Here is a 22,777-nt window from a genome sequence, read left to right on the forward strand (position 1 = left end):
ATGACTCCTGAGGATATAAGTCGTCTGCATGCGGCGCTGGATGTACTCGAAGGGCGCGAAGCTGAGTTGCTGGTCTGGGGAGACACGGAAGGCGCCTTTACGGATGTGGATATTCTGTCCCTGTTTGCCCACCATTTTCCTGATGATAATGGCAAAGTGCTGATGCAGGATCTTCAAGAAGCCGCGATGTTATTTAGCATCCCCAATACTCAGGGAATGAGGCTATATCGCACTCGTATGGCGGAATCTGTTCATCTCTTTCGCCATCAGCGCCAGTGGTTTCGCGGCCAGCAGTTGAATCGCACGCGGTCGCTGGTGGCTGACTATCGCTTTATCCGCCGCCCGCGCAGTTACCCGGCAAGGATATATCCGGCTGAAAAGGTGCTGAATCAATGGTCCGACGTGGAGTGGATGAACGACATTAAACGTCAGGCCCTGCTAACGCTTATCGGTGATTTCTCCATAGCCGGTTTTCAGTCTAAGGCTACGGCGCGCATCCTGAGGGCATGGGATTTTCACAGCAGCCACCCACACGCCAAAGAAGCAACCGCCACCATCGTATGTGCCGGCACCGGCAGCGGTAAAACCCTGGCGTTTTATCTGCCTGCTCTAACATCACTTATCAACGATCTACAACGCGATTGCTCGGCGCGGGTTCGCTCACTGGCTCTTTATCCTCGTAAAGAGTTGCTTAAAGATCAGTTTATGGAGACTTGGGGAAAATGCCGTGAAGTGGACACCCAGGCACAGAAACTTTCAGGGCGAAAAATCCGCATTGGCTCATTCTTTGGCGATACGCCGTACAGCATCCAGTACGTTGATAAAGACAAAGATCTTCCTTTTGATCTGCTACGCTGCAGCACTCCAAAATGCCAAGGCGAAATGCGCTGGAAAGCGGAAGATATCCGTCAGGGCAAAGAGATCTTGCGCTGTACGCACTGCACGCACAGCGTGGGTGAAGATGAAGTGGTGCTCACCCGCGTCTCATTGATGAATAGCCCACCGGATATTTTGTTTACCACCACTGAAATGCTCAACCAGCATCTAGGCAACAATAAGGCCAGCCACCTGTTCGGTGTCGGCATGAACGTAATTGCGCCGCCGGTAGTTTTGCTCGATGAGGTCCATACCTATTCAGGCAACAGCGGCGCGCAAACTGCCTATCTACTTCGTCGCTGGATGCAACTGGCGCGCTGCCGCCCGCATTTTGTGGGCCTCTCGGCAACGTTGAGCGATGCTGAGCGGTTCTTCGCAGACTTGGTAGGAGCCAACAAAAAACATGTCATGCTCATTGAGCCCGCTTTTCAGGAGATGGTAGACGAAGGGGCTGAATATCTGTTGGCACTGCGAGGCGACCCCGTTTCGCAAACGGCGCTGCTCTCAACCACCATCCAAACCAGTATGCTGGCACGCCGGATTATGGATACCCGAAAAGCCACGTCGCACGGCACCTGGGGTCGCAAAACCTTCGTCTTTACCGACGATCTTGATATCAATAACCGCCTCTACCACCAGCTTTGCGATGCCGAAGGGTGGCGTACGCGCGGACAACAACTTCTGCCTAACGAAACTCCGCTGGCAGCTCAGCGTAACGAAAACAATGGTGCTTCCGACGCATTGACCCTTGCCGGTCAAAATTGGCGAATGGTGATCGATATTGGGCATCCTCTTGATGGTCACGATCGTGCCATCGTGGCGCGGACATCCAGCCAGGACGCTGGAGTCAATCCTAAAGCCGACGTTGTCGTGGCAACCGCCTCGCTGGAAGTCGGCTTTAACGATCCTTCAGTCGGGGTAGTGATTCAGCATAAAGCACCGCGTAATGTCGCTTCTTATCTGCAACGCAAAGGCCGTGCCGGGCGCTCAAGAACCATGCGCCCCTGGATGGTGGTCGTGCTGTCAGAATTCGGTCGCGATCGCGTGGTGTACCAACGTTATGAGGAACTGGTGACACCGGAAATCAAGGGCCAGTCTCTCCCTCTAGGCAATATCCATATCCAGAAAATGCAGGCAGCAATGGCAACTCTGGACTGGCTAAGCATGAAGATCCCTGGCAGTAACATCTGGTCATTGCTGAACAATCCGCCCAAAAGCAAAGAGCAGCAAGGGCATCTGGAGCGCATGCTCACTTTGATTTCCGCCGGGCTGGAAAAGAATGTCTCTCAGCAGGAACTCGAACAATACTTATTCTACGCGCTGAAAATAACCGAGCTGCAACTTCAGCGCGTTATGTGGTCTCCGCCACGCTCTATAATGATGGAGTTGCTCCCGACCTTGAAGCGCCAATTGACCACCCGGTGGTCGCTGATGGGTACTCCCGGCGCAGACAGATCGACGGGGCGTTCACCACTGCCTTCGTTTATTCCAGCAGCCCTCTTCAGCGAGCTGAACTTGCCTGAACTGAGCATCCAGCTCGAACGCCGCTTTACGAAATATGAAAATCTGCCATTTATTCAGGGCCTGAAGGAGTTTGCACCGGGTCGTATCTCCAAGCGCTACGCCATTTATTCCGATCTGGAAGCCGATTGGCTGGTGCCAAACAATTTTGTGCCGCAACTGAACCAGGTTTCAGACATCGATTTCGAGATCAACGAGGCATTTGGTGATACCTGGCAGCCGGAGTGTCTGATAACCCTTGCGGATGCATCGCAGCTAAAAGTCATTCGTCCTCTGCAAATTATTACCCGATCTCTTGATTTCAAACAGAATCTGACTGAGAAGAGTAATTCTCAGCTAACCTGGCACACTTACTTTTCCACAGATGCCCATGCCGAAGCGATGGCGATCCCCGCTGGGCCATGGAGCACAGTGTTGCGGTCCGCCACGTTTTATACACATCAACATATGACACCCCTTGAGCTGACGCGTTATGCCACCGCCGCCAGCGCTTCGCTGCGCAGTAAAAGCAAACAGCAGGCCTGGGTGAATTTTAGATGGGTCGAAAACGGTCACCCAGTCGCAGTTGGTGCCCGCCAGTGGGTGGATGGCATGAAGCTGAGTTTTACGCTGCCTCCCGCACTGCATCAGCAGGTCATGAATGATACAAAGTTAGCCGGGTCTCTCAGAACGCTCTATTTCCGCCACTGTATTAGCAGTGAAGCTCGTTTTGAATATGACAGTTTCACCGCTGACTGGATCTACGAGTGCTATATGGCGGCGCTGACCAAAGAAGTTGTCAGCAGCACAGCCCTCACTGATGCAATTCACGCTCTACGCACGCCGGAGGGCAGAGAGTCGCTGGCGACAATTGCCGACTCGCTGTTCCAGGCCGAAAATATTTTTGAAAACAAAGAAGATGGAGATGGCTCAGCGGAGCGCCAGGAGCTACAGCAGCAGTTGAGGAGTCTGTTCAACGAGCCGGAACTGCTTGCAATGCTTGATACGCATAGCGCCGTGTTGACTGACGACCTCAGCCAGAATGCCTCTTTTTGCCAGTGGCTCCAGACGTTGTTGATCAGCACCTTCTCAGGTGCCGTAAAACAGACCAGCCATATGTTGCTGCCTGAGGTGGACGACAGAGGACTGCTCGTTGACGCCGTTCTTAATGGGGAGCAACTCGATATCTGGCTCACCGAATCAGAGCCTGGGGGCTGCGGGATTATCACCCGCCTCGAAGAAGCGTTCCACGGCGATCCGGTCGCCCTGCTGAATCTGTTTATTCGTAGCTTTGCCGCCAGCGACTACGAGCAGATCGATGACGATCTCTTCGAACTGCTCTCGCGACTCCCTTCAAACACCACATTGCAGCAGACGCTGAACGATTTACGCTTAGCGGGGAGTCATCATGATCGCCGGATTGCGAATGGAAACCTACGCACTGAGCTAAAAAAACAAGGATTTGCGCTTTCTCACAGCTTTATGTCTGTGTTGCATACCCGCATCCTTCGCCCTGGCAGCCAGCTTTCTCACGATCGGCGCTTGCTGGACTATCTGCGCGAATGGCGGGCGCTAGAGGCCAAAGCTGGTTATGAGATTAACCTGAATATTTTTGCCCATACTCAGGCAATTCAGGAACTTCCCGGAGCGAACGTCACAAAAATTTTCGACCGTTTTTGCCAGATTCAGGGCATGCTGTGGCAGCGTGGCAATACTATCCGCCAGTCGATACTCAGCTACTACAACCCCTTTGATAACGGGCCAAAACTCACGGAAAGGCTGCTGCTCAGCACCTTGTTCTGGCAACCTGCGACGCAGATTGATGTGACAGACAGCGACTGGCTTTCGCAGATCCACACGGCGATCTCTCGCGAAGGGTTTGCTGAATTACTGATCCCCCGGGAAGCCCGCCAACAGGTGGTACAGACCATATCCGCGTTACAACTGGTACCTATCGATTATTTCGGCCTGCACCTCTACCCGAGAATTGGGGCTGTCGACTATCGAGGCGGCAACATCGTGTTGCGAGTCGAACTGGCTGAAGCCCTGCAGTAAGGAGAACGATGAATGGAAGAGCAACGACAAATATTTCTCCATGGACCTCTCGGACAGCGACAACTGAGGGAAGTACTGAGTGCGCAGTTCAGTGGGCTTATCCTGTACCCTGAACTCATCTGGCTGATCTCGCCATGGATGAGCGATTTTGACGTCATTGATAATCGCGGGGGGCAATGGAGTTTTCTTGATCCGTCGTGGGGTGCCAGAATGGTCAGTTTCCAGGAACTTCTGGCGACGGCGGTGAATAACGGCTGTCCACTCAGGATAGTCACTCGCCCGGACACGCTTAACAAAGTGTTCGTTGAGCGACTGCAGGCAAGACTTTCGCCGAATCATGATATGCAATGCTCCTATTATGAGAACCTACATGCCAAAGGCATGTTAACAAAGCACTTCTTTCTGAAAGGTTCGATGAACTACACCTGGAGCGGTGCGAACCTTAACGATGAGCATTTGCTGTTCTCCAGCAACAAAACCCTCATTTCTGACGCACTGATTGAATTCGGTGGGCAATATACCTTCGGTGACAGTGATGAATAATATCCCCTCTTGGATTAGGGCCTTCTTTGGCGAAAGCAATTTGCTCAGCCTTGATAAACTGCTAAGCGACTCCCTCGGTGCTTACGCGCCTGAGCAGAAAAATGCGCTGTTGCCTCTTGTGGAGAGCGCGCTAGACGGTGAATGGCCCATTATTCTGCCTTGGTGCGACCGCCAACACTGGGTTTTCTTCGCGATGGCAGAAGATGAGCGCACCCTGCAGGAACTCACCAAAGTTATCAATGCCCGGCTTGGTTCAGCTGACGTAGAGCCCGACCGCCGAATTTACTTGAGCCCGACTTCTGGCCCGACTTTTACGGCAGAAACCGCATTGCTCGAACATAGCCCAGCAGGGTTTATTCGTATTGAGTTGCTGGAAGGTAAACGTGAGGATAAGCAGGCAAAAACGCGGGTTTTTGCCGCCCTGAAAGAGTTGATTGACCTGTTCCGACTGCGTCCACCTCTCGTTCGCACCCGCAAGCGCCCGTTTGGTCGTATCCTTAGCGATTTCATGCTGGCAACAAATCAAAAAGAGGTGGAGGCCAGCAATGACTTTCTGCAAGAACTGCGTGATAACGGTCTGCTCTCCAAACGCAATCTACTGCTACTTGAGCTTCAGCAGGCAGGGAAATGGCAAAATTGGGATGCCTTGCTAAACCACCAAGACCTGCCAGAGCTGATCAGAGGGCGCATTCCCTCGTCGCTGACCAGAATGCTGCTTGCCGCTTATCAGCACCGCTATCTGGGCCATGATGCCCTTAGCTACACTCAGGAGACGCCATCGGCTTTGCGCCCAGTCTTCCTTGCCCTCCAACCGCTTTTTACGCAGGTTCCACTGCTAGGAAGCGAGGAAGGGGAAATTAACTCTTGGAGAAGTTGGGCGATTGGCGTGGCGCTGGTGGGTGAACAAAACCTGCTCAGCATGATACCTGACACGCTGAAATCAGGATGGCTTCAGGAATTACAGCACTGGGCCGAACTCAAGAGCACCGCGTACGATACTCCAGCCTCTTCTCCTGTCTCGTTGTCGCTGCCGCCAACTACACTTGAATCTCTGGCCAGTTATCTACAAACGTCGTTGACAGCCACAGCCGAAACGCTGGGGAGCTATGCTGAGATGCTCAGCAAGATAGATCCACAGCTGCTTGAACAAGCTCAGAAAACCCCTCTTCTAAAAACGCTGATTGAGAGCATCCACCGGCTTACTGCCGCGAGCATCACCGGCTGGGACAACTGGTTCTCGTGCCTGCGCGAACCCGATGCCGATAGAAACGCTCTGATGCAAATTGTCGCGCTGGAGAGCGAACACTGGCCAGCCACCTCCTTCCAAGAATCGGCTTTTGTTCACCTGCTGGCGCAGGATTTTCCGCCGCATGCCTTTTCAACACTACGCAACGCCATGCCCGCCTTTATCGAGTGGCTGGGGAAAAACCAACTGCAATTGCAGAGTACAACATGGCTGAAATGGATGGATGTTCTGGCGATGGAACAAAGCGTCAGTCCGGCGGACATCAAACTGGCGACCCTAGCAACCGAATATTTCCTGCAAGGTCCTCTCACCCTGGCTGAATACCAGAATTTTGTTGCTACATTGCAACTCATTATTGAGCGCTGCAGTTCACTTAAAAATCTGACCTCGCTTGAAGAGATGGTCGAACTGTTTCTTGATGCACCGGAGCACGATAACGCCACACGAAACGCGCTATGGATGGATATTCAGACTTTTGCTGTTGGTGTATGGCCGCGCCTCGATCACTCAACCCGAGCCATCATGCGTAGTCTGGCCATCAACGTATTGGGCAATGGTGCTGATTCAGCGTTTCCTCCGGAACCGGCACGAAGCGATGATAGCGAGCCTGAAACACTTCCGGATCTCTCGGGCAAACGTGTCGCTATTTATACCCTGACAGAAGGAGCAGCCCGCCGGGCTAGGGGGATGATTGAAGTGTTGTTTCAGGGGATCAGAGTAGATGTGAATCATGACCATAACGCAACGGATAAGCTGGTCAATTTAGCAAAACAGGCTGATTACTTTATTTTTGCCGCCGCGAGCGCAAAACATCAGGCACTGTATGCGATAACGCCTCATCGTCGCGATCTCATTTATCCTGAAGGTAAAGGTGCTGGTTCGATTCTCAATGCCTTTGTTGCACGTCTTCAACAACCCATGAGTATTGACGTATAAAAAATAAGGGGCATTCGCCCCTTATTTTTTTTAGATGTTTGCGTTTGCCGTCTTTATATAGCTGGTTACAAGATAATCAGTAACCAAAGATATATCTTTTGAAAGATTTTGCAGTTCATTCCATTTACGAACAATAGGCTGACCATCAACATCTGTGCCGAAGTTCCACACGCCACTACTCCATGCACAAAGCGGCTTAATACGGTTTAACTCTTCGACAAAACGAGTATAGGAAGGGATATCAGTCCAGCCTGGTTCACCTTTATAGTCCTGATGAACCTGATCGATTTCATCCATCAAGCTGCCAAGCGCAAGAATACCAACGCCATGTAGCAAGCGGGAATAACGAGGCTTTTTATCCCAGTCATCAGTAAACACAGTTTCCACAGCCGACCAGAAGTTATTCAGCAGTTTCACCATCTTCCCTTCATCCCCCAACCCTGTCGCGGGGTCACGAAAGCGATACAATGCTCCCTCACGAAGACTGGCATCGATCATTTTGATCATCGAGTTGTCAGCAATAACCCCATCAGGGTTGGTCGCCGTTTTGATGCGCCCTGCAAGTGGACCTTCGCCGAAGTTCAGTCGTTGAGTTAGCAGTGAAGGAAACTTACGCATTTGCAGATCGGATGGCAAACGACCGTGGGTATGCGGTGCCAGTTCGTATAACAACGTTTTGGGCAACGGTTTTGTGGAGTTAACCAGCATGAACTGCTCACGCTGCTCTTCGGCATCATTGGCTATAAATGCCGAGACCGGCATCATAAATGAATCAATTTCTGCGTCTCGCAGAGCAGCCGTACGTTGCTGCCCGTCAACAATAAAGCCAGGTTTCTCAAAGTCCTGTTCTTCAGAAAATGGAATCACTAGATATCCCATATCCCCTTGACCTGACAGCGGCTCAAAGCGTACACGTTTATCAAAAGCGATAATCACCGGATTAGGGATCATCGGATTCGCACTCTCAATATAACGCTGAATTTCACGAATATGGTTACGTACTTCTGGGCGTTGATAGCCAATCAGATTCTCCTCGCCGCGACGGATACGAGAAATTGCGGCGATTTTACTGATCTGTTTACCTTCTATCGCGAGGCTGTAAAGTTGCCTCTCTTCCCCTTGTCTAATTCGCAAGGCAGGAACACGATATTCACTCATGACAATTCCTCTGAGCGTTGTGACAAAGTCCGCTGTAAGCGACTGTACAGCACCTGAATATTGTGGAAACCACGACGACGGTTACGTTCTGCGCCGCGGAAAATGATGACGTTGATGCCAATGGCCTTGCAGATATTGCACTTACATTGCTTCCATGGACGATCACCCAGCGTACGTTCGTAGTCAGCACGGATTTTTTCGGCTTCTTTCTCGCCCGAATGAAGACGTTCATATGCCAGTACTGTTTCCAGCGCCTTATCAAGGGACAAAGCCCCTTTATCGTATTCGAACAGGGCATTCATGGCATTCTTTTCAAGATGCCGTGCAATATCCTGATCAATCACGCCAGATTTAATTTTGCGACTCAAACTTGGATTCGCATCAAACTGAGGGACACGCACAGCGGTATAGGCCGGGCCATCAGGCGTATGATAGTTGTTTTTCCGATCTTTGAAGGCCTGCTGCAGAGGTGTAGTCGAGTCAATACTGGTCACACCAAACTTGATAAAGTCGGCGAAACTTTCTGGACGGGCAATGCCAAGCAAGTGGACACGCGTATCACTTTTCAGCAACGGCTTAATCTCTTCGAGAGTCTCAAGGATCTGCGTCGTTTTCAACGGCACCATCCCCCCCATGGTGATATTTTTATATCCCATGGCCAGCAGAGCCTCTACAGACTGACGGTAAGAGGTTTTGCTCCATCCATGTGCGACACCAAAGGGAGTGAAACAGGACTTTTGAGACTTGTTTAAAAACTCTTGAGCCAAGGTCAGCGTGATATCCTGGCGTCGGCGACACTCAGCCAATACTTCGCCACTGAATACCTCACCAGGTTTTTCATAGCCAAACACGATATGATCGAGAGAAACACCATGGTTGAATCGGGAAGTTTCGTAGAACTCAATCACCTCTTCCACACGGTATGGCGGGACATCTTGGTTAACATAGGTGAAGGCTCCGCAATCACCCATAGTTTCCATATTTTCCGGCAGGCGGAAAAAATGCTTCATTCCATTACGGAAGTAACGCAAACGCTGGGCACGGGTATATTTGCTCTCGCCACCGCCAAGACCATCGACTACAGCTTTAGAAACCAGCATACCATCGTAAGGATGAGGAAAAACCTCATGCGGATAATGATCGTCACGTTGGCGCACGCGATGTTCGTTACGTGTTTCGCGGAGGAAGTCGAAACTGGGATCGATAAAATCCTGACTATCAGGGAAAAAATACTTTAGCTTCAAAAACTTACTCTCCTGTGACGCCACTGCAAAGCCTCAAAAAGCTGGGGATTCTACCATGAAACCCAGGCAAGTAGCATTAAGGTTTAGCCTCTCTCAGGGCCTTAAACTCAGCCCGAAAACGTTTTTCCTCAAATGAATTTCCCGAGTCACGAAATTCACGCAATGCATGTGTTGCACTGATACCAGGATTTTGTTCCATAAGTTTTAAAATGAAAGACTTAACTTCCTCCGGGCTACGACGAATTCCTTTTTTCACTTCACGCTCAGGTAACGCCTTGAATTCTTCTATTAACTTCTGAGATAACTCATTTAAATCATTAAGTTGTTTTGACGTAAATTCTTTCACAATGTATTTTGCCACGCTGATATTAAGCATAAGCATATTACATCTCAACCACTGAGCTATATTTTGATTGGTTTTGAAAAGGTATGCATTCAGCCTACTATTGATTTTTTTGGAAGTTATAACAATCAGTTGTTTTTTTGCATCAACCAGATATTCAAGACCATTAATGATATCCAGTTCAATTGCATTAATATAATCTGGAGAACCACAAATGATATAATAGTCTTTTTTTCTTTTTTTCATTAACTCTACAATTGATGTAGGATGCTTAGATTTAAAAATAGATCTATTGGTTATTTCTTTCCACCATGTTCTATGAAAACTTTTCCCTACATATTCTTGAGAATACAATGGTATTGATTCGTCATATCCAACAGCAAAGGTCGCTTTATAAGGTACAACATTGTCTTTATGGTGAAGGAGACCTAAACCAGCAGAAAGAATCCATAAATCAATAGGATAATTATCTAAAATAGCTTTAGCCGTCGCCCAGTGCCCACCTTTATAAAGATCCTCTGTACATACAGTTACAGATGTAGAAATGGCTTCATTCAGAGCATTGCACCAAGAATTCACGAGCACATCTGAAGGGGTTCGGCCTGATGAAAATTGACTCAGACTCAATATATCCCTACTACCGTAGTGTTTGCCGTTTGTACATGTTGTTATTAAGTTGATATTGTTCACAATCGCCCCCCAGAATCGTGTTACACAAGCTACAGGAGAAAAAAGGGGATGACAAGAACGGAGTCATCAGTCCCTGAAAAAATTTTCAGGGACTGATGTTAGTGAGAAATATACTCGAAATACTCATCTTGAGAATGAGTACATCTGTGGCATCGTCTCAAAATGCCTTTTTCTTCAAGAGATAAACAAAAGCTTCGACATGACTCAAGAAGGATGTCAGGATTTTCATTTTTATTTTTAGAAATCAAGGCTCTAGCAAGAGTATCGTAACTAAAACCTCCAGTTGAGTGCGATACAATGCTCATCGCAAGTTGGGCATCGAAAGTTTTCATAGTTCACCTTAGAGTCGCTTGAATAATACAGTTATAAAAAAGTATTGATTATAGTTCAAGCCGGCTTACCAAATTTGAACATAGCAAGCATCAGGAACTAGACTACTTGCCAAAGTCATAAGGACTAACAGTCTTCTCCCGATTCACATCAAGAAAATCAGCCCACCACTGCAGCATCAGTCTGCGCTCATCCAGATGCTCGGCCTTATGAATATAAGCCGCACGTACAGAGTTACGCTCCATATGGCTCATCTGCCGTTCAACCGCATCCCTCGACCACAATCCAGATTCTATCAATGAACTACATGCCATCGTCCTGAAACCATGCCCACAAACCTCTACCTTGGTATCATAACCCATAACGCGCAGAGCCTTGTTCACCGTGTTCTCACTCATCGGTTTGCGATGGTCGTGATCGCCAATGAAAACAAAATCGCGATCGCCACTAAGTTTGTGTACCTGTTTAAGGATTGCTAACGCCTGACGAGATAACGGCACCAAATGGGGTGTACGCATTTTTGAGCCGCGCTGGGAGTGCTTTATCCCTTCAATAGCCTCGCGCTCTGCGGGTATGGTCCACATTGATGTTTCAAAATCGATCTCAGACCAACGAGCAAAACGCAGTTCACTGGAACGAATGAAGACCAAGAGGGTTAGCTCAACGGCAAGACGAGTCAAAGGCCTACCGGTATAACTGTCAATGCGCTGAAGGAGTTCAGGAGTACGCTTCAACTCTAATGCTGGTCGATGCTGCCGGTTACTTGAAGCAATGGCACCAACCATCTCCTGCGCGGGATTGTAATCGAGCAAACCGCTCTGTACGGCATAACGCATAATTGCTGTAGTTCGCTGTTGCAACCGTGAAGCCACCTCAAGACGTCCAGACATCTCTACGGCTTTGATTGGCGCTAACAGATCTCTCGTTTTAAGTTCAGCAATGTTACGTTTGCCAATGGCGGGAAAGAGGTTGTCCTCCAGACTTTTCAGCACCCGCCGACTATGTTCTTCCGACCACTTTTTATTTGTGGCATGCCACTCAACGGCGAGCTGTTCAAAAGTGCGCGCTTCTTCCAGCTCAACTTTGTCATTTTTCTTTTTGTCTCCCGGATCAATGCTGTTTGCCAAAAGCTTACGTGCTTCATCGCGACGAGCTCTGGCATCTGCAAGAGACACTTCAGGATAAACACCTAAAGCCAGCATCTTTTGCTTCCCGCCAAAGCGGTACTGCAGACGCCAGTATCTTGAACCATTTGGGTGGACGAGAAGATGCATACCGTTGCCATCGGTCAGCTTATATTGCTTATCCATTGGCTTGGCTGTTCTGACTTTGATATCTGTTAGAGCCATGCTTATCCCCTCCCTGTTGGTACAAGCATTATCGAACCGGAAATACCATCATCTGTACCAACATGTGTTGGTAGATGTACGTTGAAGTCGGTTGACCTTGAGAGAGTCAATATAGCGGGAATGATGGGTAAATACTGGATTTCAGGCATAAAAAAAGACCTCAGTTGAGGTCCATTTACATGCTTTTGGTGCCGAAGGCCGGACTCGAACCGGCACGTATCTCTACGGTTGATTTTGAATCAACTGCGTCTACCGATTTCGCCACTTCGGCACTGAAGGGGTATGCGGAAACGTTGTGGATTATACCTGTCGCTGGCCGCCATGCAAGCGGCGCGGCGCGTAACTGGCGTTAAGTGCTGCATTTTTCAGCGCTGCTGTGCGCCACAGCCTGCTCCGCCTGATTCGCGCTTCCTTCGCCTCACACATTCAGCAAATCTATCGTTCTGCGGTTTACATCGGCTTTCATTTGTTATGTGATCCTGTTACGTCTTCTCAAACCCACTCCCTTGCACCGCCAAACCGTAACAGGACACGTATGGATTTCATCCAGCACGATCGTGCGCTCGAAAACTACTGGCGCGGCGTTATCCTTTTTGGGAAGAACGTCGCATCTTACAAATTCGCCCTCGCGCACGCCCTGTATGAGATAGATAAATCCGGCAGCGACCTGGTTACTCTGGAGGCCCTGGCGCTCCCGTTCAGCCAGCACCTGTGCAGGCACCTGCTCAATGCCCCAAAGCAAATCACCTCCGCCAGCAGCAAGTATCTGGCCGTCTGCGAGCAATTTAACCGGGGCGAAGTCACTCTAAGCACGCTCCAGGAAGCCACAGTGCGAGACGGCTTCAATAACGTGATCGATGCCTTCCACAACGTGAATTTCGCGGGGCTGGATAAACGCTTCTTCCTGGACGAGCGCAAAACCCATAAAGGCATTCGGCTAACGGATAACTTCTACCGGCTTACCGAACGCCACCAGTACCAGAACCTGATTATCGAGACGGAAGCGCGCTGGCGTCTTGTTGAACACGCCTGGGCGGCGGGCATTTCCACCAACCTCGTTGCCGTCGAATACAGCGCAGAAGACAACCTGTTATTCAGCAAAGTGAACGAGCGCCGGGTCAATATCACCAGTTGCCGGGACAGTATCAACGGCTACCAGAAAGGCTCCTGTTTCTATTGCTACAGGCCGATAAGCATCAAACCGGGCGATAGCCAGCTCGCAGACGTGGACCACTTCATCCCGTGGGCGGGCCGGAATTACGTGCCGAATATCAACGGCGTGTGGAACCTGGTTCTGGCCTGCAAAAGCTGTAACAGCCACAAATCTTCGCGCCTGGCAGAAATAAATTATCTGGAGCGGCTGAACACCAGGAACGAATTTTTCATTCAGAGTAAGCTTCCGCTGCACCAGACCATTGTGCAGCAAACCGGTAAAAGCCCCGCACAGCGCCTCGCCTTCCTCAAAGTAAACTGGGAGACGGTTAAAAACGAGCGGGCGTTTCATACCTGGAAACCCGAAACGGAAGCAGAGGCAACATTCTGATGAGCCAAAACTACTACCAGACCCACGCTCAGACCTTCTTCGACGGCACGGTCAATGTCGATATGTCTCCCCTGCATAAAGCCTTTACCCGCCACCTGCCTGCCCGCGCAAAAGTGCTGGACGCCGGGTGCGGTTCAGGCCGGGATGCGCTGGCCTTTAAACAGTTGGGTTACCGGGTTGAAGCCTTCGACGCCTCTTCCGAGCTGGTCGCCCTGGCGCAGGAGCACAGCGGCCTGCCGGTAAAGCAGATGACCTTTGCCGGAGTAAACGAGCAGGAAGAGTTCGACGGCATCTGGTGCTGTGCCTCGCTGCTGCATGTGCCTTTTGCGGAGCTGCCCGGCGTAATGCATAAGCTGGCGGCGGCCTTAAAGCCGGGCGGTATCTGGTACTTCTCATTTAAATATGGCGAAGGCGAGCGTGAGCAGGAAGGCCGCACGTTTACGGACATCAACGAGACAAGGCTGGCTGCACTGCTGGCAGGCCAGCCCACCGTTGCCGTCATCGAACAATGGATAACCCAGGACGTTCGCCCCGGCAGGGATGAAAAGTGGCTGAATTGTCTGGTTATGAAGCAATAACCACCCCACAGCACTTCACGCCAACAGGTCCCACCCGCCAGATGTTCTAAACTGGTTGCAGTGCCAACACAGAGGATGAGCGAATGTCTGTTATCAAAAGTTATGCCGCGCCAAAGGCCGGTGCGGAGCTGGAGCTTCAGGATTTCGACGCAGGCGATCTGCTGCCGGAGGATGTAGAAGTTAAGGTCGATTATTGCGGCATCTGCCATTCGGACTTGTCGATGATCGACAACGAATGGGGCTTTTCGCAGTACCCGCTGGTCGCCGGGCATGAGGTGATTGGTCGCGTACACGCCCTGGGTTCAGCGGCGCAGAATAAAGGCCTGAAGGTTGGCCAACGCGTGGGCATCGGCTGGACGGCCCGCAGCTGCGGCCACTGCGACGCCTGTATCAGCGGCAGCCAGATCAACTGCCAGCAAGGCAGCACCGCCACCATTATGAACCGCGGCGGCTTCGCCGATAAAATTCGCGCAGACTGGCAATGGGTCATTCCGCTGCCGGACTCCATCGACATCGAATCCGCAGGGCCGCTGCTGTGCGGCGGCATCACGGTGTTCAAACCGCTGCTGATGCACCACATCACCGCCACCAGCCGAGTGGGCGTTATCGGCATCGGCGGCCTGGGGCACATCGCCATTAAGCTGCTGCACGCCATGGGCTGCGAGGTGACGGCGTTTAGTTCTAACCCGTCCAAAAAAGAAGAAGTGCTGGCGATGGGCGCGGATAAAGTCGTCAACAGCCGTGACCCGGAGGCGTTAACCGCTCTGGCAGGCCAGTTCGACCTGATTATCAACACCGTAAACGTCGATCTCGACTGGATGCCGTACTTCAAAGCGCTGGCCTACGGCGGCAACTTCCATACCGTTGGCGCGGTAATGAAGCCGTTCGAGGTCCCGGCCTTCACCCTGATTGCCGGAGACCGCAGCATCTCCGGGTCGGCAACCGGCTCCCCGCACGAACTGCGCTCCCTGATGAAGCTGGCAGGCCGGGCGAAGGTTCAGCCGCAAATCGAGCTGTACCCGATGTCAAAAATCAACGAAGCCATACAGCATGTGCGCGACGGCAAAGCCCGCTACCGCGTGGTACTCAAGTCAGATTTCTGATGTAAAAAAGGCTCCCGAGGGAGCCTTTTCAGTTATTTAACCAGGTCGGCAAATACCGCCGCTACGGCGACTGCTCCGGGGTCTTTCACCCCTTCGAGGTTGCCGCTGTTCACGTAGGACGAGCGCCCGGCGTTGGCTTTTTGCATCTTCGCCGTGTCGTCCGCGCCCTTCTCTGCTGCCTTCGCGGCGGCCTTCAGATCTTTGTCCCTCAGGGCTTCCAGCGCCGGTTGCAGGGCGTCTATCAGCGTTCTGTCACCCAGGTCCGCGCCGCCGTAGCGTTTCATCTGCTCCAGGCCAAACAGCAGCGACTCTGCCAGCGGTTTTTTCTCGCCCACTTTTTGCCCGGCTGCGGTGAAGAATATCGACATCAGCACGCCGCTGGAGCCGCCCATTACGGTTGCCAGCCGCTCGCCCACCAGCCCCAGCAGCGCGGCGGCGTCGTTAAGCGGCAGTTTGCCTTTTTCGTTCAGGTTCGCGATGTCGCGCGCGCCTTCGGCAAAGGTCGAGCCGGTATCGCCGTCGCCCACTTTGGCGTCCAGCGCGTTAAGGTGGCTTTCCTGGTCGATAAGCGTTCTGGTTACGCTCGCCACCAGAGCTTTGACTTCATCATTGGCAGAAGCTTTTACTTCGCTACCTTCGCGAATGGCGCTCTGCTTCTGCTCCGGCATCTTGTGGTATTTCACCATCGGCTGCCAGCCGGCGGTTTCAACATCGGACTCCAGCGCCTTAATAAATTCCGGGTTGAGTTTAATGGCGGAAAGCGAGAATCCTTTCATATCCAGGGCGCTGACCAACGGCGCGGGGCCAATCAGGTATTTAATTTGTGAGCCAAGGTCGGAGTGCATCAGCTCTTTGGTCAGGAGTGCCATCTCGAGGGAAGAAACACCGCCGAGGTTGTTGATCAGCACCGCAAGGTCGCTCTCCTGGCCGGTGGCTTTGCGCAGGTGCTTAGCCAGAGTGGCAATCACCTGTTTGCTGTTCTGCGTCTCCACGGTGCTGGCGCCCGGTTCCCCGTGAATGCCCAGCCCAAGTTCGACGTGGCCGCCTTTAATGCGTCCTTCTTCTTCGTCGCTGCCCGGCAGGTTACAGGTCTGCATCGCCACGCCCATGCTGGCAAGGCTGTCGCAGGCTTGTTGGGCGATGTCGCGCACGTCGCTCAGCGCTTTGCCCTGCTCGGCGGCAAAGCCCGCAATTTTGTGGACCAAGGCCGTTCCGGCAATGCCGCGCGGCTGCTTGTTGTCCGGCAGCGAGATGTCGTCCCCGACGATGACCATCTCCACCTTCAGGCCGTGTTTTTTGGCTTTCTCTGCGGCCAGGCCAAAGTTGAGCCTGTCTCCGGTGTAGTTTTTCACAATCAGCAGGCAGCCGCGGTCGCCGGTTACGCCCACAATCGCGTTCAGTACCGCGTCCACGCTCGGCGAGGCGAACAGGTCCCCGCACACTGCGGCGGTCAGCATTCCACGGCCAACAAAGCCAACGTGGGCCGGTTCATGGCCGGAGCCGCCGCCGGAGATAATCGCCACTTTGCTTTTATCCCAGTCGTTACGCGCCACTACGCGGATGGCCGGGTCAATGTCCAGCCGGGTCAGGTTGCGGTAGCGGGAACTGATAATCACGCCTTCGATGGCGTCGTTGACCAGCTGTTTGCGGTCGTCATAAAAGAATCTGGACATAGCACTCCCTGTATTTTTTAAGAGGTTTGCATAGCATAGCCCTTTGCCGGGCCGGTGAGGTAAACATGAGAAGATCCCGATGCTCTATTCGTGCGGAAGGCTATGCTTTAAGAAGAAATGTTGCCCCAGGGAAAAGCTCATGACTGAACCACTGTTGATTGCCAGAACCAAAGAAACAGAACTGCACATCCTGCCGAATATGGCCAACCGCCACGGGCTGATAACCGGCGCAACGGGCACCGGCAAAACCGTCACCTTACAGAAGCTTGCCGAGTCGTTCTCAGAGATAGGCGTGCCGGTGTTTATGGCCGACGTGAAGGGCGATTTAACCGGCGTAGCTAAAGAAGGCGCGGAGTCAGAAAAGCTGCTCGCAAGGCTTGCCAATATAGGCGCTACCGACTGGTCGCCGCACGGCAACCCGGTAGTGCTGTGGGACATTTTCGGGGAAAAAGGCCACCCGGTGCGCGCCACAATCTGCGACCTTGGCCCGCTGCTGCTGGCGCGCCTGCTTGATCTCAACGAGGTACAAAGCGGCGTGCTGCAAATCATCTTCCGCGTTGCGGACGACCAGGGTCTGCCGCTGCTGGACTTTAAAGATCTGCGGGCACTCACCCAGTACGTGGGCGACAACGCCAAAACCTTCCAGACGCAGTACGGCAACATCAACAGCGCGTCCGTCGGGGCCATCCAGCGCGGGCTGCTGTCGCTTGAGCAGCAAGGTGCGGAGTATTTCTTCGGCGAGCCGATGCTGGAGATTAAAGACTGGATGCGCACCGACGAAAACGGCAAAGGCGTCATCAATATTCTCTCAGCGGAAAAGCTCTACCAGATGCCGAAGCTCTACGCCGCCAGCCTGCTGTGGATGCTGTCGGAGCTTTACGAGCAGTTGCCGGAAGCGGGCGACCTGGATAAACCAAAACTGGTGTTCTTCTTCGACGAAGCGCACCTGCTGTTTAACGACGCCCCGCAGGTGCTGCTGGATAAAATCGAGCAAGTGATCCGCCTGATCCGCTCCAAAGGAGTGGGCGTTTACTTCGTGACGCAAAACCCGGCAGACATTCCCGACATGGTGCTCGGACAGCTCGGCAACCGCGTTCAGCACGCGCTGCGAGCATTTACCCCAAAAGACCAGAAGGCGGTGAAAGCGGCGGCGCAGACTATGCGAGCCAACCCGGCGTTCGACACGGAAAAAGCGATTCAGGAGCTGGGCACCGGCGAGGCGCTGATTTCGTTTCTGGATGCAAAAGGCACCCCGACGGTAGTTGAACGAGCGATGGTCATCGCTCCTTGCTCGCGAATGGGGCCGGTCACCGACGACGAACGCAACGGCCTGCTGAACCACTCCCCGCTCTACGGCAAATACGATGAAGTGATAGACAGAGATTCCGCCTACGAAATGCTGCTGAGAGGCGTGCAGGCCGCCGGAGACAAGCAAGGTGCGCCTCCGGTGCAGGGCCAGCCCGCAGAGGCGGACGGCGGCGTTTTTGGCGGGCTGAAAGATATTCTGTTCGGCACCACCGGCCCGCGCGGCGGCAAGCACGACGGCGTGGTGCAGACCATGGCGAAGAGCGCGGCGCGACAGGTGACTAACCAGATTATTCGCGGAGTGCTCGGGAGTATTATGGGCGGCCGCAAACGGTAGAGTTCGCAATTTCCCCCCTCACCCTGACCCTCTCCCTCAAGGGAGAGGGGATTTTCTCTTTCTACCCAATCCATTGAGCAGCCTCAGCTTTATTTCCCCCTCTCCCTTCCAGGGAGAGGGCCGGGGTGAGGGTAATAAACCCTGCAATAACAGCCACATGCCTCACAGGGGCAATTTTGTGCTAGATTACGCCCGTTTTTGGAAATCAGTCAGAAGAAATAATTAGATAATGCGTAAATTCTGGACAAAAGAAGAAACTTTGTGGAGTTTCGCCTTATATGGTACTGCCGTTGGCGCAGGCACCCTTTTCCTCCCCATTCAGCTCGGCTCTGCCGGGGCAATTGTTCTCCTGCTCACCGCGCTAATTGCCTACCCGCTGACCTATTGGCCACACCGGGCGCTATGCCAGTTTATCCTGTCGGCTAAAACCTCGGGCAGCGGAGGCATTACCAGCGCCGTCACCCATTATTACGGCAAAACCATCGGCAACCTGATAACCGGGCTGTATTTCCTGGCGTTCTTTGTCGTTATCCTGATTTATGCGGTGGCGATAACCAACTCCCTTACGGAGCAGTTGGCCAAGCATATGGCGATTACCACCGGCACAAGGGTGATGGTCAGTCTTGGCGTGGTCGCCGCGCTGAACCTTATCTTCCTGATGGGCCGCCAAATCACCATCAAGGTGATGGGCTTCCTGGTGTTCCCGCTGATTGCCTACTTCCTGTTTCTCTCGGTTTATCTCTCCGGCAGCTGGCATATGTCATTGCTCACCGAAGGGCTGACCCTCGACCGGCACGCGCTGGGTGAGATCTGGATGTCGATTCCGGTCATGGTGTTCGCCTTCAGCCATACGCCAATTATCTCCACCTTTGCCATCGCCCAGCGTGAAAGCCACGGCGAAGGCGCGATGCATAACAGCAAGAAGATCATGCGCGTGGCCTATTTTGTGATTTGTGCCAGCGTGCTGTTCTTTGTCTTCAGTTGCTTCCTGTCTATTCCTGCTCAGGAAATTGCGGCGGCCAAAGCTCAGGGCGTGACGATTTTGTCCGCGCTGTCGATGGTGCCGGGCACGCCTGCGTGGCTGGGTATTTCGGGCTTTGTGGTCGCCGTGGTGGCGATGTCCAAGTCTTTCCTTGGCACCTATTTTGGGGTTATTGAGGGTGCGGCTGCGATTGTTAAGTCAACGCTGGGGGCTGCGGGAGTAAGCAAAAGCCGGGCTTTCTGCCGGGCGCTTTCTATCGCGCTGATTTCTACCGTGACCTTCGTGGTGTGCTACATCAATCCGAACGCGCTGGCGATGATTTACGCCATCAGCGGGCCGCTTATCGCCCTGATCCTGTTTATTATGCCCACCCTTTCAACTTATCTGGTTCCCGCGCTTAAGCCGTGGCGTTCGCTGGCTAATCTGCTGACGCTTATTGTTGGGGTGCTGTGCGTGTCGGTGATGTTTATTCACTGATTCCCCTCACCCCGGCCCTCTCCCCAAAGGGGCGAGGGAGGAAAGAAAAACAGCGTGTTATCAGCAAGATCCCCTCTCCATTTTTAAGTGGAGGGGGAAAAGAAAGAACAGGTATTATCAGGAAGATCCCCTCTCCCTTTTAGGGAGAGGGTTAGAGTGAGGGTAAAAACTTAGCCCGAGCGCTTCATCAACATCCACAGGCTTATCAGCAGGAACGACACGCTAGGCAGCAATGCACCGATAATAGGCGGGATGTTGTACACCAGGCTCAGCGGGCCAAACACCTGATCCAGCACGTAGAAAATAAAGCCGAAGCTAATCCCCGTCACCACCCTCACGCCCATCGGCACGCTACGCAGCGGGCCAAAGATGAACGAAAGCGCCATCAGCATCATCACCGCCACCGATACGGGGGCAAAAATCTTGCTCCACATATTCAACTGGTAACGCCTTGAATCCTGGCCGCTGGTCTTCAGATATTTCATGTAATCATACAGGCCGCTTATCGACAGCGAGTCCGGGTCGAGCGCCACTACGCCAAGCTTGTCCGGCGTCAGGTTGGTCTTCCACTCGCCGCTCACGGTTTGCGAGCCGGTGATTTGTTTCGGGTCGGTCAGGTTTGATTCTTCAACCTGCGACAGCCGCCAGACTTTATGTTCGGCGTCGTACTTCGCGGCCGCAGCATTGCGCACGGAAAGCAGGCGGCGCTCGCCGTTGAAGTGGTAAATCATGATCCCCGCAATTTCTGTATCGCTGTTCACATGGTCGATATACACGAAGTCATGGCCGTCTTTCGCCCAAATCGCATTCGTGGTGGAGAGCAACGATCCGCCAAGCAGCATCTGTGCGCGGTAATTACGCGCCATCTGCTCGCCCTGAGGCGCAACCCATTCACCAATCGCCATGGTCAACAACACCAGCGGGATAGCAGTTTTCATCACCGAAGAGGCGATTTGCATGCGGGTAAAGCCCGAAGCCTGCATCACCACCAGCTCACTACGCTGAGCCAGCATCCCCAGCCCCAGCAGCGCGCCAAGCAGCGCCGCCATCGGGAAGAAGATTTGAATATCTTTCGGCACGCTGAGCAGGGTGTACATCCCCGCGCCAGCCGCAGAATAAGAGCCCTGCCCGGTTTTCTTTAACTGGTCAACGAACTTAATAATCCCCGACAGCGACACCAGCATAAACAGCGTCATCAGGATGGTGTTTAAGATGGTTTTACCGATATAACGGTCAAGTACGCCAAACATTTAAGCCGCTCCTTTGTTGCTAAAGCGGGCGCGCAGTTTACGCATCGCTACCGTATCCCAGAGGTTCAGCACGACGGCCAGCGCCAGGTAAACCACATTAACCGTCCAGAGCCAAATCATCGGATCAAGCTTCTCTTTTGCCCCACTGGAGCGCAGCGAGCTTTGCAGCAGGAAGAACACCAGGTAAAGCAGCATCGCCGGCAGCATAGACAACACGCGGCCCTGGCGCGGGTTTACCACGCTGAGCGGCACCACCATCAGCGCCATAATAAAGACCGACATGATAAGCGTCAGGCGCCAGTGCAGCTCCGCGCGGGCCGCGGGCTCCGGGCTCTTCCACAGATCCAGCGTGCTCATCTGGCTGGTGTCGGACGGGTCAAGCATCACCGCCTGGTGGCCCACCACGGCCTGGTAATCTTTAAAGTCGGTAATACGGAAATCGCGCAGCGCCGAAGTGCCTTCGAAGCGGGTCCCGCTGTTTAATTTAACTATTTGCGTGCCGTCCGGGCGCTGGAAGATTTGGCCGGAGTCCGCCACCACAACCGAAGGACGAGTGCTCCCTTTCGGGCGGGTCTGAGCCAGGAAGACGTCTTTGAACTCTTTGCCCTGAACGCTTTCGATAAACAGCACCGCGCCGCCGTTGGTCGCCGTCTGGAACTGGCCCTGTGCCAGCGCCGCCATACCCGGGTTAGCCCTGGCTTCGGCCAGCACTTCATCCTGGTGGCGTGCCGACCACGGGCTGAGCCACGCCACGTTGACCGTGGCCACAATGCCGGTAAAGAGTGCGAGTACCATCGCTGCTTTTACCAGTACTGCTTTACTCAGACCACAGGCATGCATTACCGTGATTTCGCTCTCGGTATACAAACGCCCAAGCGTCATGAGCAGGCCGAGGAACAGGCTCAGGGGAAGAATTAGCTGCGCCATCTCAGGCACGCCTAATCCAAGCAGAGAAAGTACGAGGTTTGTCGGAATTTCGCCGTCAGCCGCGGCGCCCAGGATCCTGACCAGCTTCTGAGCAAAGAAAATCAGCAGCAGGATAAAAAGGATCGCCAGTTGGCTCTTCAGCGTCTCCCGAACCAGATATCTTATGATAATCACATTAAATACGCCTGTGGAAACGAGTCTTTTTGCAGGAAAATCGCTTGTTTCATCGCTTATACGTCATTTATTCTCTTTAGTCGTCGAAAACATCGCTAAGATTAGATAGCCTGGCGAAGTCGCCTGACAGGGCGATGTTTAGACCTAATAGAAAACGT

The 22,777-nt window shown here is 52.8% G+C and carries 16 protein-coding genes and 1 tRNA gene; 8 read left to right on the plus strand and 9 right to left on the minus strand.

Annotation, left to right across the window (positions count from 1 at the left end; all coding sequences use genetic code 11):
- The 3 genes from dpdJ to dpdD are packed head-to-tail and all read left to right on the plus strand — an operon-like array spanning position 1 to position 7,156.
- Complete coding sequence (gene dpdJ, locus HMPREF0201_RS18560) at positions 1 to 4,431, plus strand: protein DpdJ (RefSeq protein WP_016538298.1); 4,431 nt, start codon at positions 1 to 3, stop codon at positions 4,429 to 4,431.
- Positions 4,432 to 4,443: 12 nt separating this feature from the next.
- Positions 4,444 to 4,974: a phospholipase D-like domain-containing protein DpdK gene (gene dpdK / locus HMPREF0201_RS18565; RefSeq protein ID WP_016538299.1), complete on the plus strand. Its 531-nt coding sequence runs from the start codon at positions 4,444 to 4,446 to the stop codon at positions 4,972 to 4,974.
- Positions 4,967 to 7,156 (plus strand): protein DpdD, encoded by a 2,190-nt coding sequence (gene dpdD / locus HMPREF0201_RS18570; RefSeq protein WP_016538300.1) that lies wholly within the window; start codon positions 4,967 to 4,969, stop codon positions 7,154 to 7,156. The genes dpdK and dpdD overlap by 8 nt, the downstream gene beginning before the upstream one ends.
- Before the next feature lie 30 nt (positions 7,157 to 7,186).
- Here the strand turns inward: dpdD and dbpB are convergent, their stop codons facing one another.
- The 6 genes from dbpB to HMPREF0201_RS18595 form a co-directional block, all read right to left on the minus strand.
- Complete coding sequence (dbpB, locus tag HMPREF0201_RS18575) at positions 7,187 to 8,314, minus strand: DGQHR domain-containing protein DpdB (protein WP_016538301.1); 1,128 nt, start codon at positions 8,312 to 8,314, stop codon at positions 7,187 to 7,189.
- Complete coding sequence (dpdA, locus tag HMPREF0201_RS18580; RefSeq protein WP_187371112.1) at positions 8,311 to 9,582, minus strand: tRNA-guanine transglycosylase DpdA; 1,272 nt, start codon at positions 9,580 to 9,582, stop codon at positions 8,311 to 8,313. The genes dbpB and dpdA overlap by 4 nt, the downstream gene beginning before the upstream one ends.
- A gap of 52 nt (positions 9,583 to 9,634) precedes the next feature.
- On the minus strand, positions 9,635 to 10,486 hold the full coding sequence (locus tag HMPREF0201_RS23230; protein WP_167344802.1) for a hypothetical protein: 852 nt from the start codon (positions 10,484 to 10,486) through the stop codon (positions 9,635 to 9,637).
- 203 nt (positions 10,487 to 10,689) lie between these two features.
- Positions 10,690 to 10,923, minus strand: coding sequence for a hypothetical protein (locus HMPREF0201_RS22730; protein ID WP_071704117.1), 234 nt, complete (start codon positions 10,921 to 10,923; stop codon positions 10,690 to 10,692).
- A 102-nt stretch (positions 10,924 to 11,025) separates the two neighbouring features.
- Positions 11,026 to 12,270 (minus strand): tyrosine-type recombinase/integrase, encoded by a 1,245-nt coding sequence (locus HMPREF0201_RS18590; protein ID WP_016538305.1) that lies wholly within the window; start codon positions 12,268 to 12,270, stop codon positions 11,026 to 11,028.
- A 186-nt stretch (positions 12,271 to 12,456) separates the two neighbouring features.
- Positions 12,457 to 12,541: transfer RNA gene (locus HMPREF0201_RS18595), tRNA-Leu, on the minus strand.
- Positions 12,542 to 12,805: 264 nt separating this feature from the next.
- Here HMPREF0201_RS18595 and HMPREF0201_RS18600 point away from each other — a divergent pair.
- The 3 genes from HMPREF0201_RS18600 to ahr all read left to right on the plus strand — a co-directional run bounded on the left by HMPREF0201_RS18600 (position 12,806) and on the right by ahr (position 15,494).
- Positions 12,806 to 13,813: an HNH endonuclease domain-containing protein gene (locus HMPREF0201_RS18600; protein ID WP_016538307.1), complete on the plus strand. Its 1,008-nt coding sequence runs from the start codon at positions 12,806 to 12,808 to the stop codon at positions 13,811 to 13,813.
- On the plus strand, positions 13,813 to 14,391 hold the full coding sequence (locus tag HMPREF0201_RS18605) for a class I SAM-dependent methyltransferase (RefSeq protein ID WP_016538308.1): 579 nt from the start codon (positions 13,813 to 13,815) through the stop codon (positions 14,389 to 14,391). Before HMPREF0201_RS18600 ends, HMPREF0201_RS18605 begins: the two co-directional genes overlap by 1 nt.
- 83 nt (positions 14,392 to 14,474) lie before the next feature.
- Positions 14,475 to 15,494 (plus strand): NADPH-dependent aldehyde reductase Ahr, encoded by a 1,020-nt coding sequence (ahr, locus tag HMPREF0201_RS18610; protein WP_016538309.1) that lies wholly within the window; start codon positions 14,475 to 14,477, stop codon positions 15,492 to 15,494.
- A 32-nt stretch (positions 15,495 to 15,526) separates the two neighbouring features.
- Here ahr and HMPREF0201_RS18615 read toward each other — a convergent pair whose 3' ends face one another.
- Entirely contained in the window at positions 15,527 to 17,167 is a 1,641-nt protein-coding gene (locus HMPREF0201_RS18615; protein ID WP_016538310.1) for a dihydroxyacetone kinase subunit DhaK, read from the minus strand.
- Between the two features lie 139 nt (positions 17,168 to 17,306).
- On the opposite strand from HMPREF0201_RS18615, the gene HMPREF0201_RS18620 reads away from it, so the two are divergent.
- Positions 17,307 to 18,809 carry a helicase HerA-like C-terminal domain-containing protein gene (locus HMPREF0201_RS18620; RefSeq protein WP_016538311.1) on the plus strand — a complete coding sequence of 501 codons (1,503 nt, stop codon included), beginning with the start codon at positions 17,307 to 17,309 and terminating at the stop codon, positions 18,807 to 18,809.
- 229 nt (positions 18,810 to 19,038) lie between these two features.
- Positions 19,039 to 20,268: an amino acid permease gene (locus HMPREF0201_RS18625; RefSeq protein ID WP_016538312.1), complete on the plus strand. Its 1,230-nt coding sequence runs from the start codon at positions 19,039 to 19,041 to the stop codon at positions 20,266 to 20,268.
- Between the two features lie 170 nt (positions 20,269 to 20,438).
- Here HMPREF0201_RS18625 and lptG read toward each other — a convergent pair whose 3' ends face one another.
- Positions 20,439 to 21,518 (minus strand): LPS export ABC transporter permease LptG, encoded by a 1,080-nt coding sequence (lptG, locus tag HMPREF0201_RS18630; RefSeq protein WP_016538313.1) that lies wholly within the window; start codon positions 21,516 to 21,518, stop codon positions 20,439 to 20,441.
- Positions 21,519 to 22,619 carry an LPS export ABC transporter permease LptF gene (gene lptF, locus HMPREF0201_RS18635; RefSeq protein WP_016538314.1) on the minus strand — a complete coding sequence of 367 codons (1,101 nt, stop codon included), beginning with the start codon at positions 22,617 to 22,619 and terminating at the stop codon, positions 21,519 to 21,521. It lies immediately after the preceding gene.
- Between the last annotated feature and the right edge of the window lie 158 nt (positions 22,620 to 22,777).

Source organism: Cedecea davisae DSM 4568 (genome assembly GCF_000412335.2).
GTDB lineage: Bacteria > Pseudomonadota > Gammaproteobacteria > Enterobacterales > Enterobacteriaceae > Cedecea > Cedecea davisae.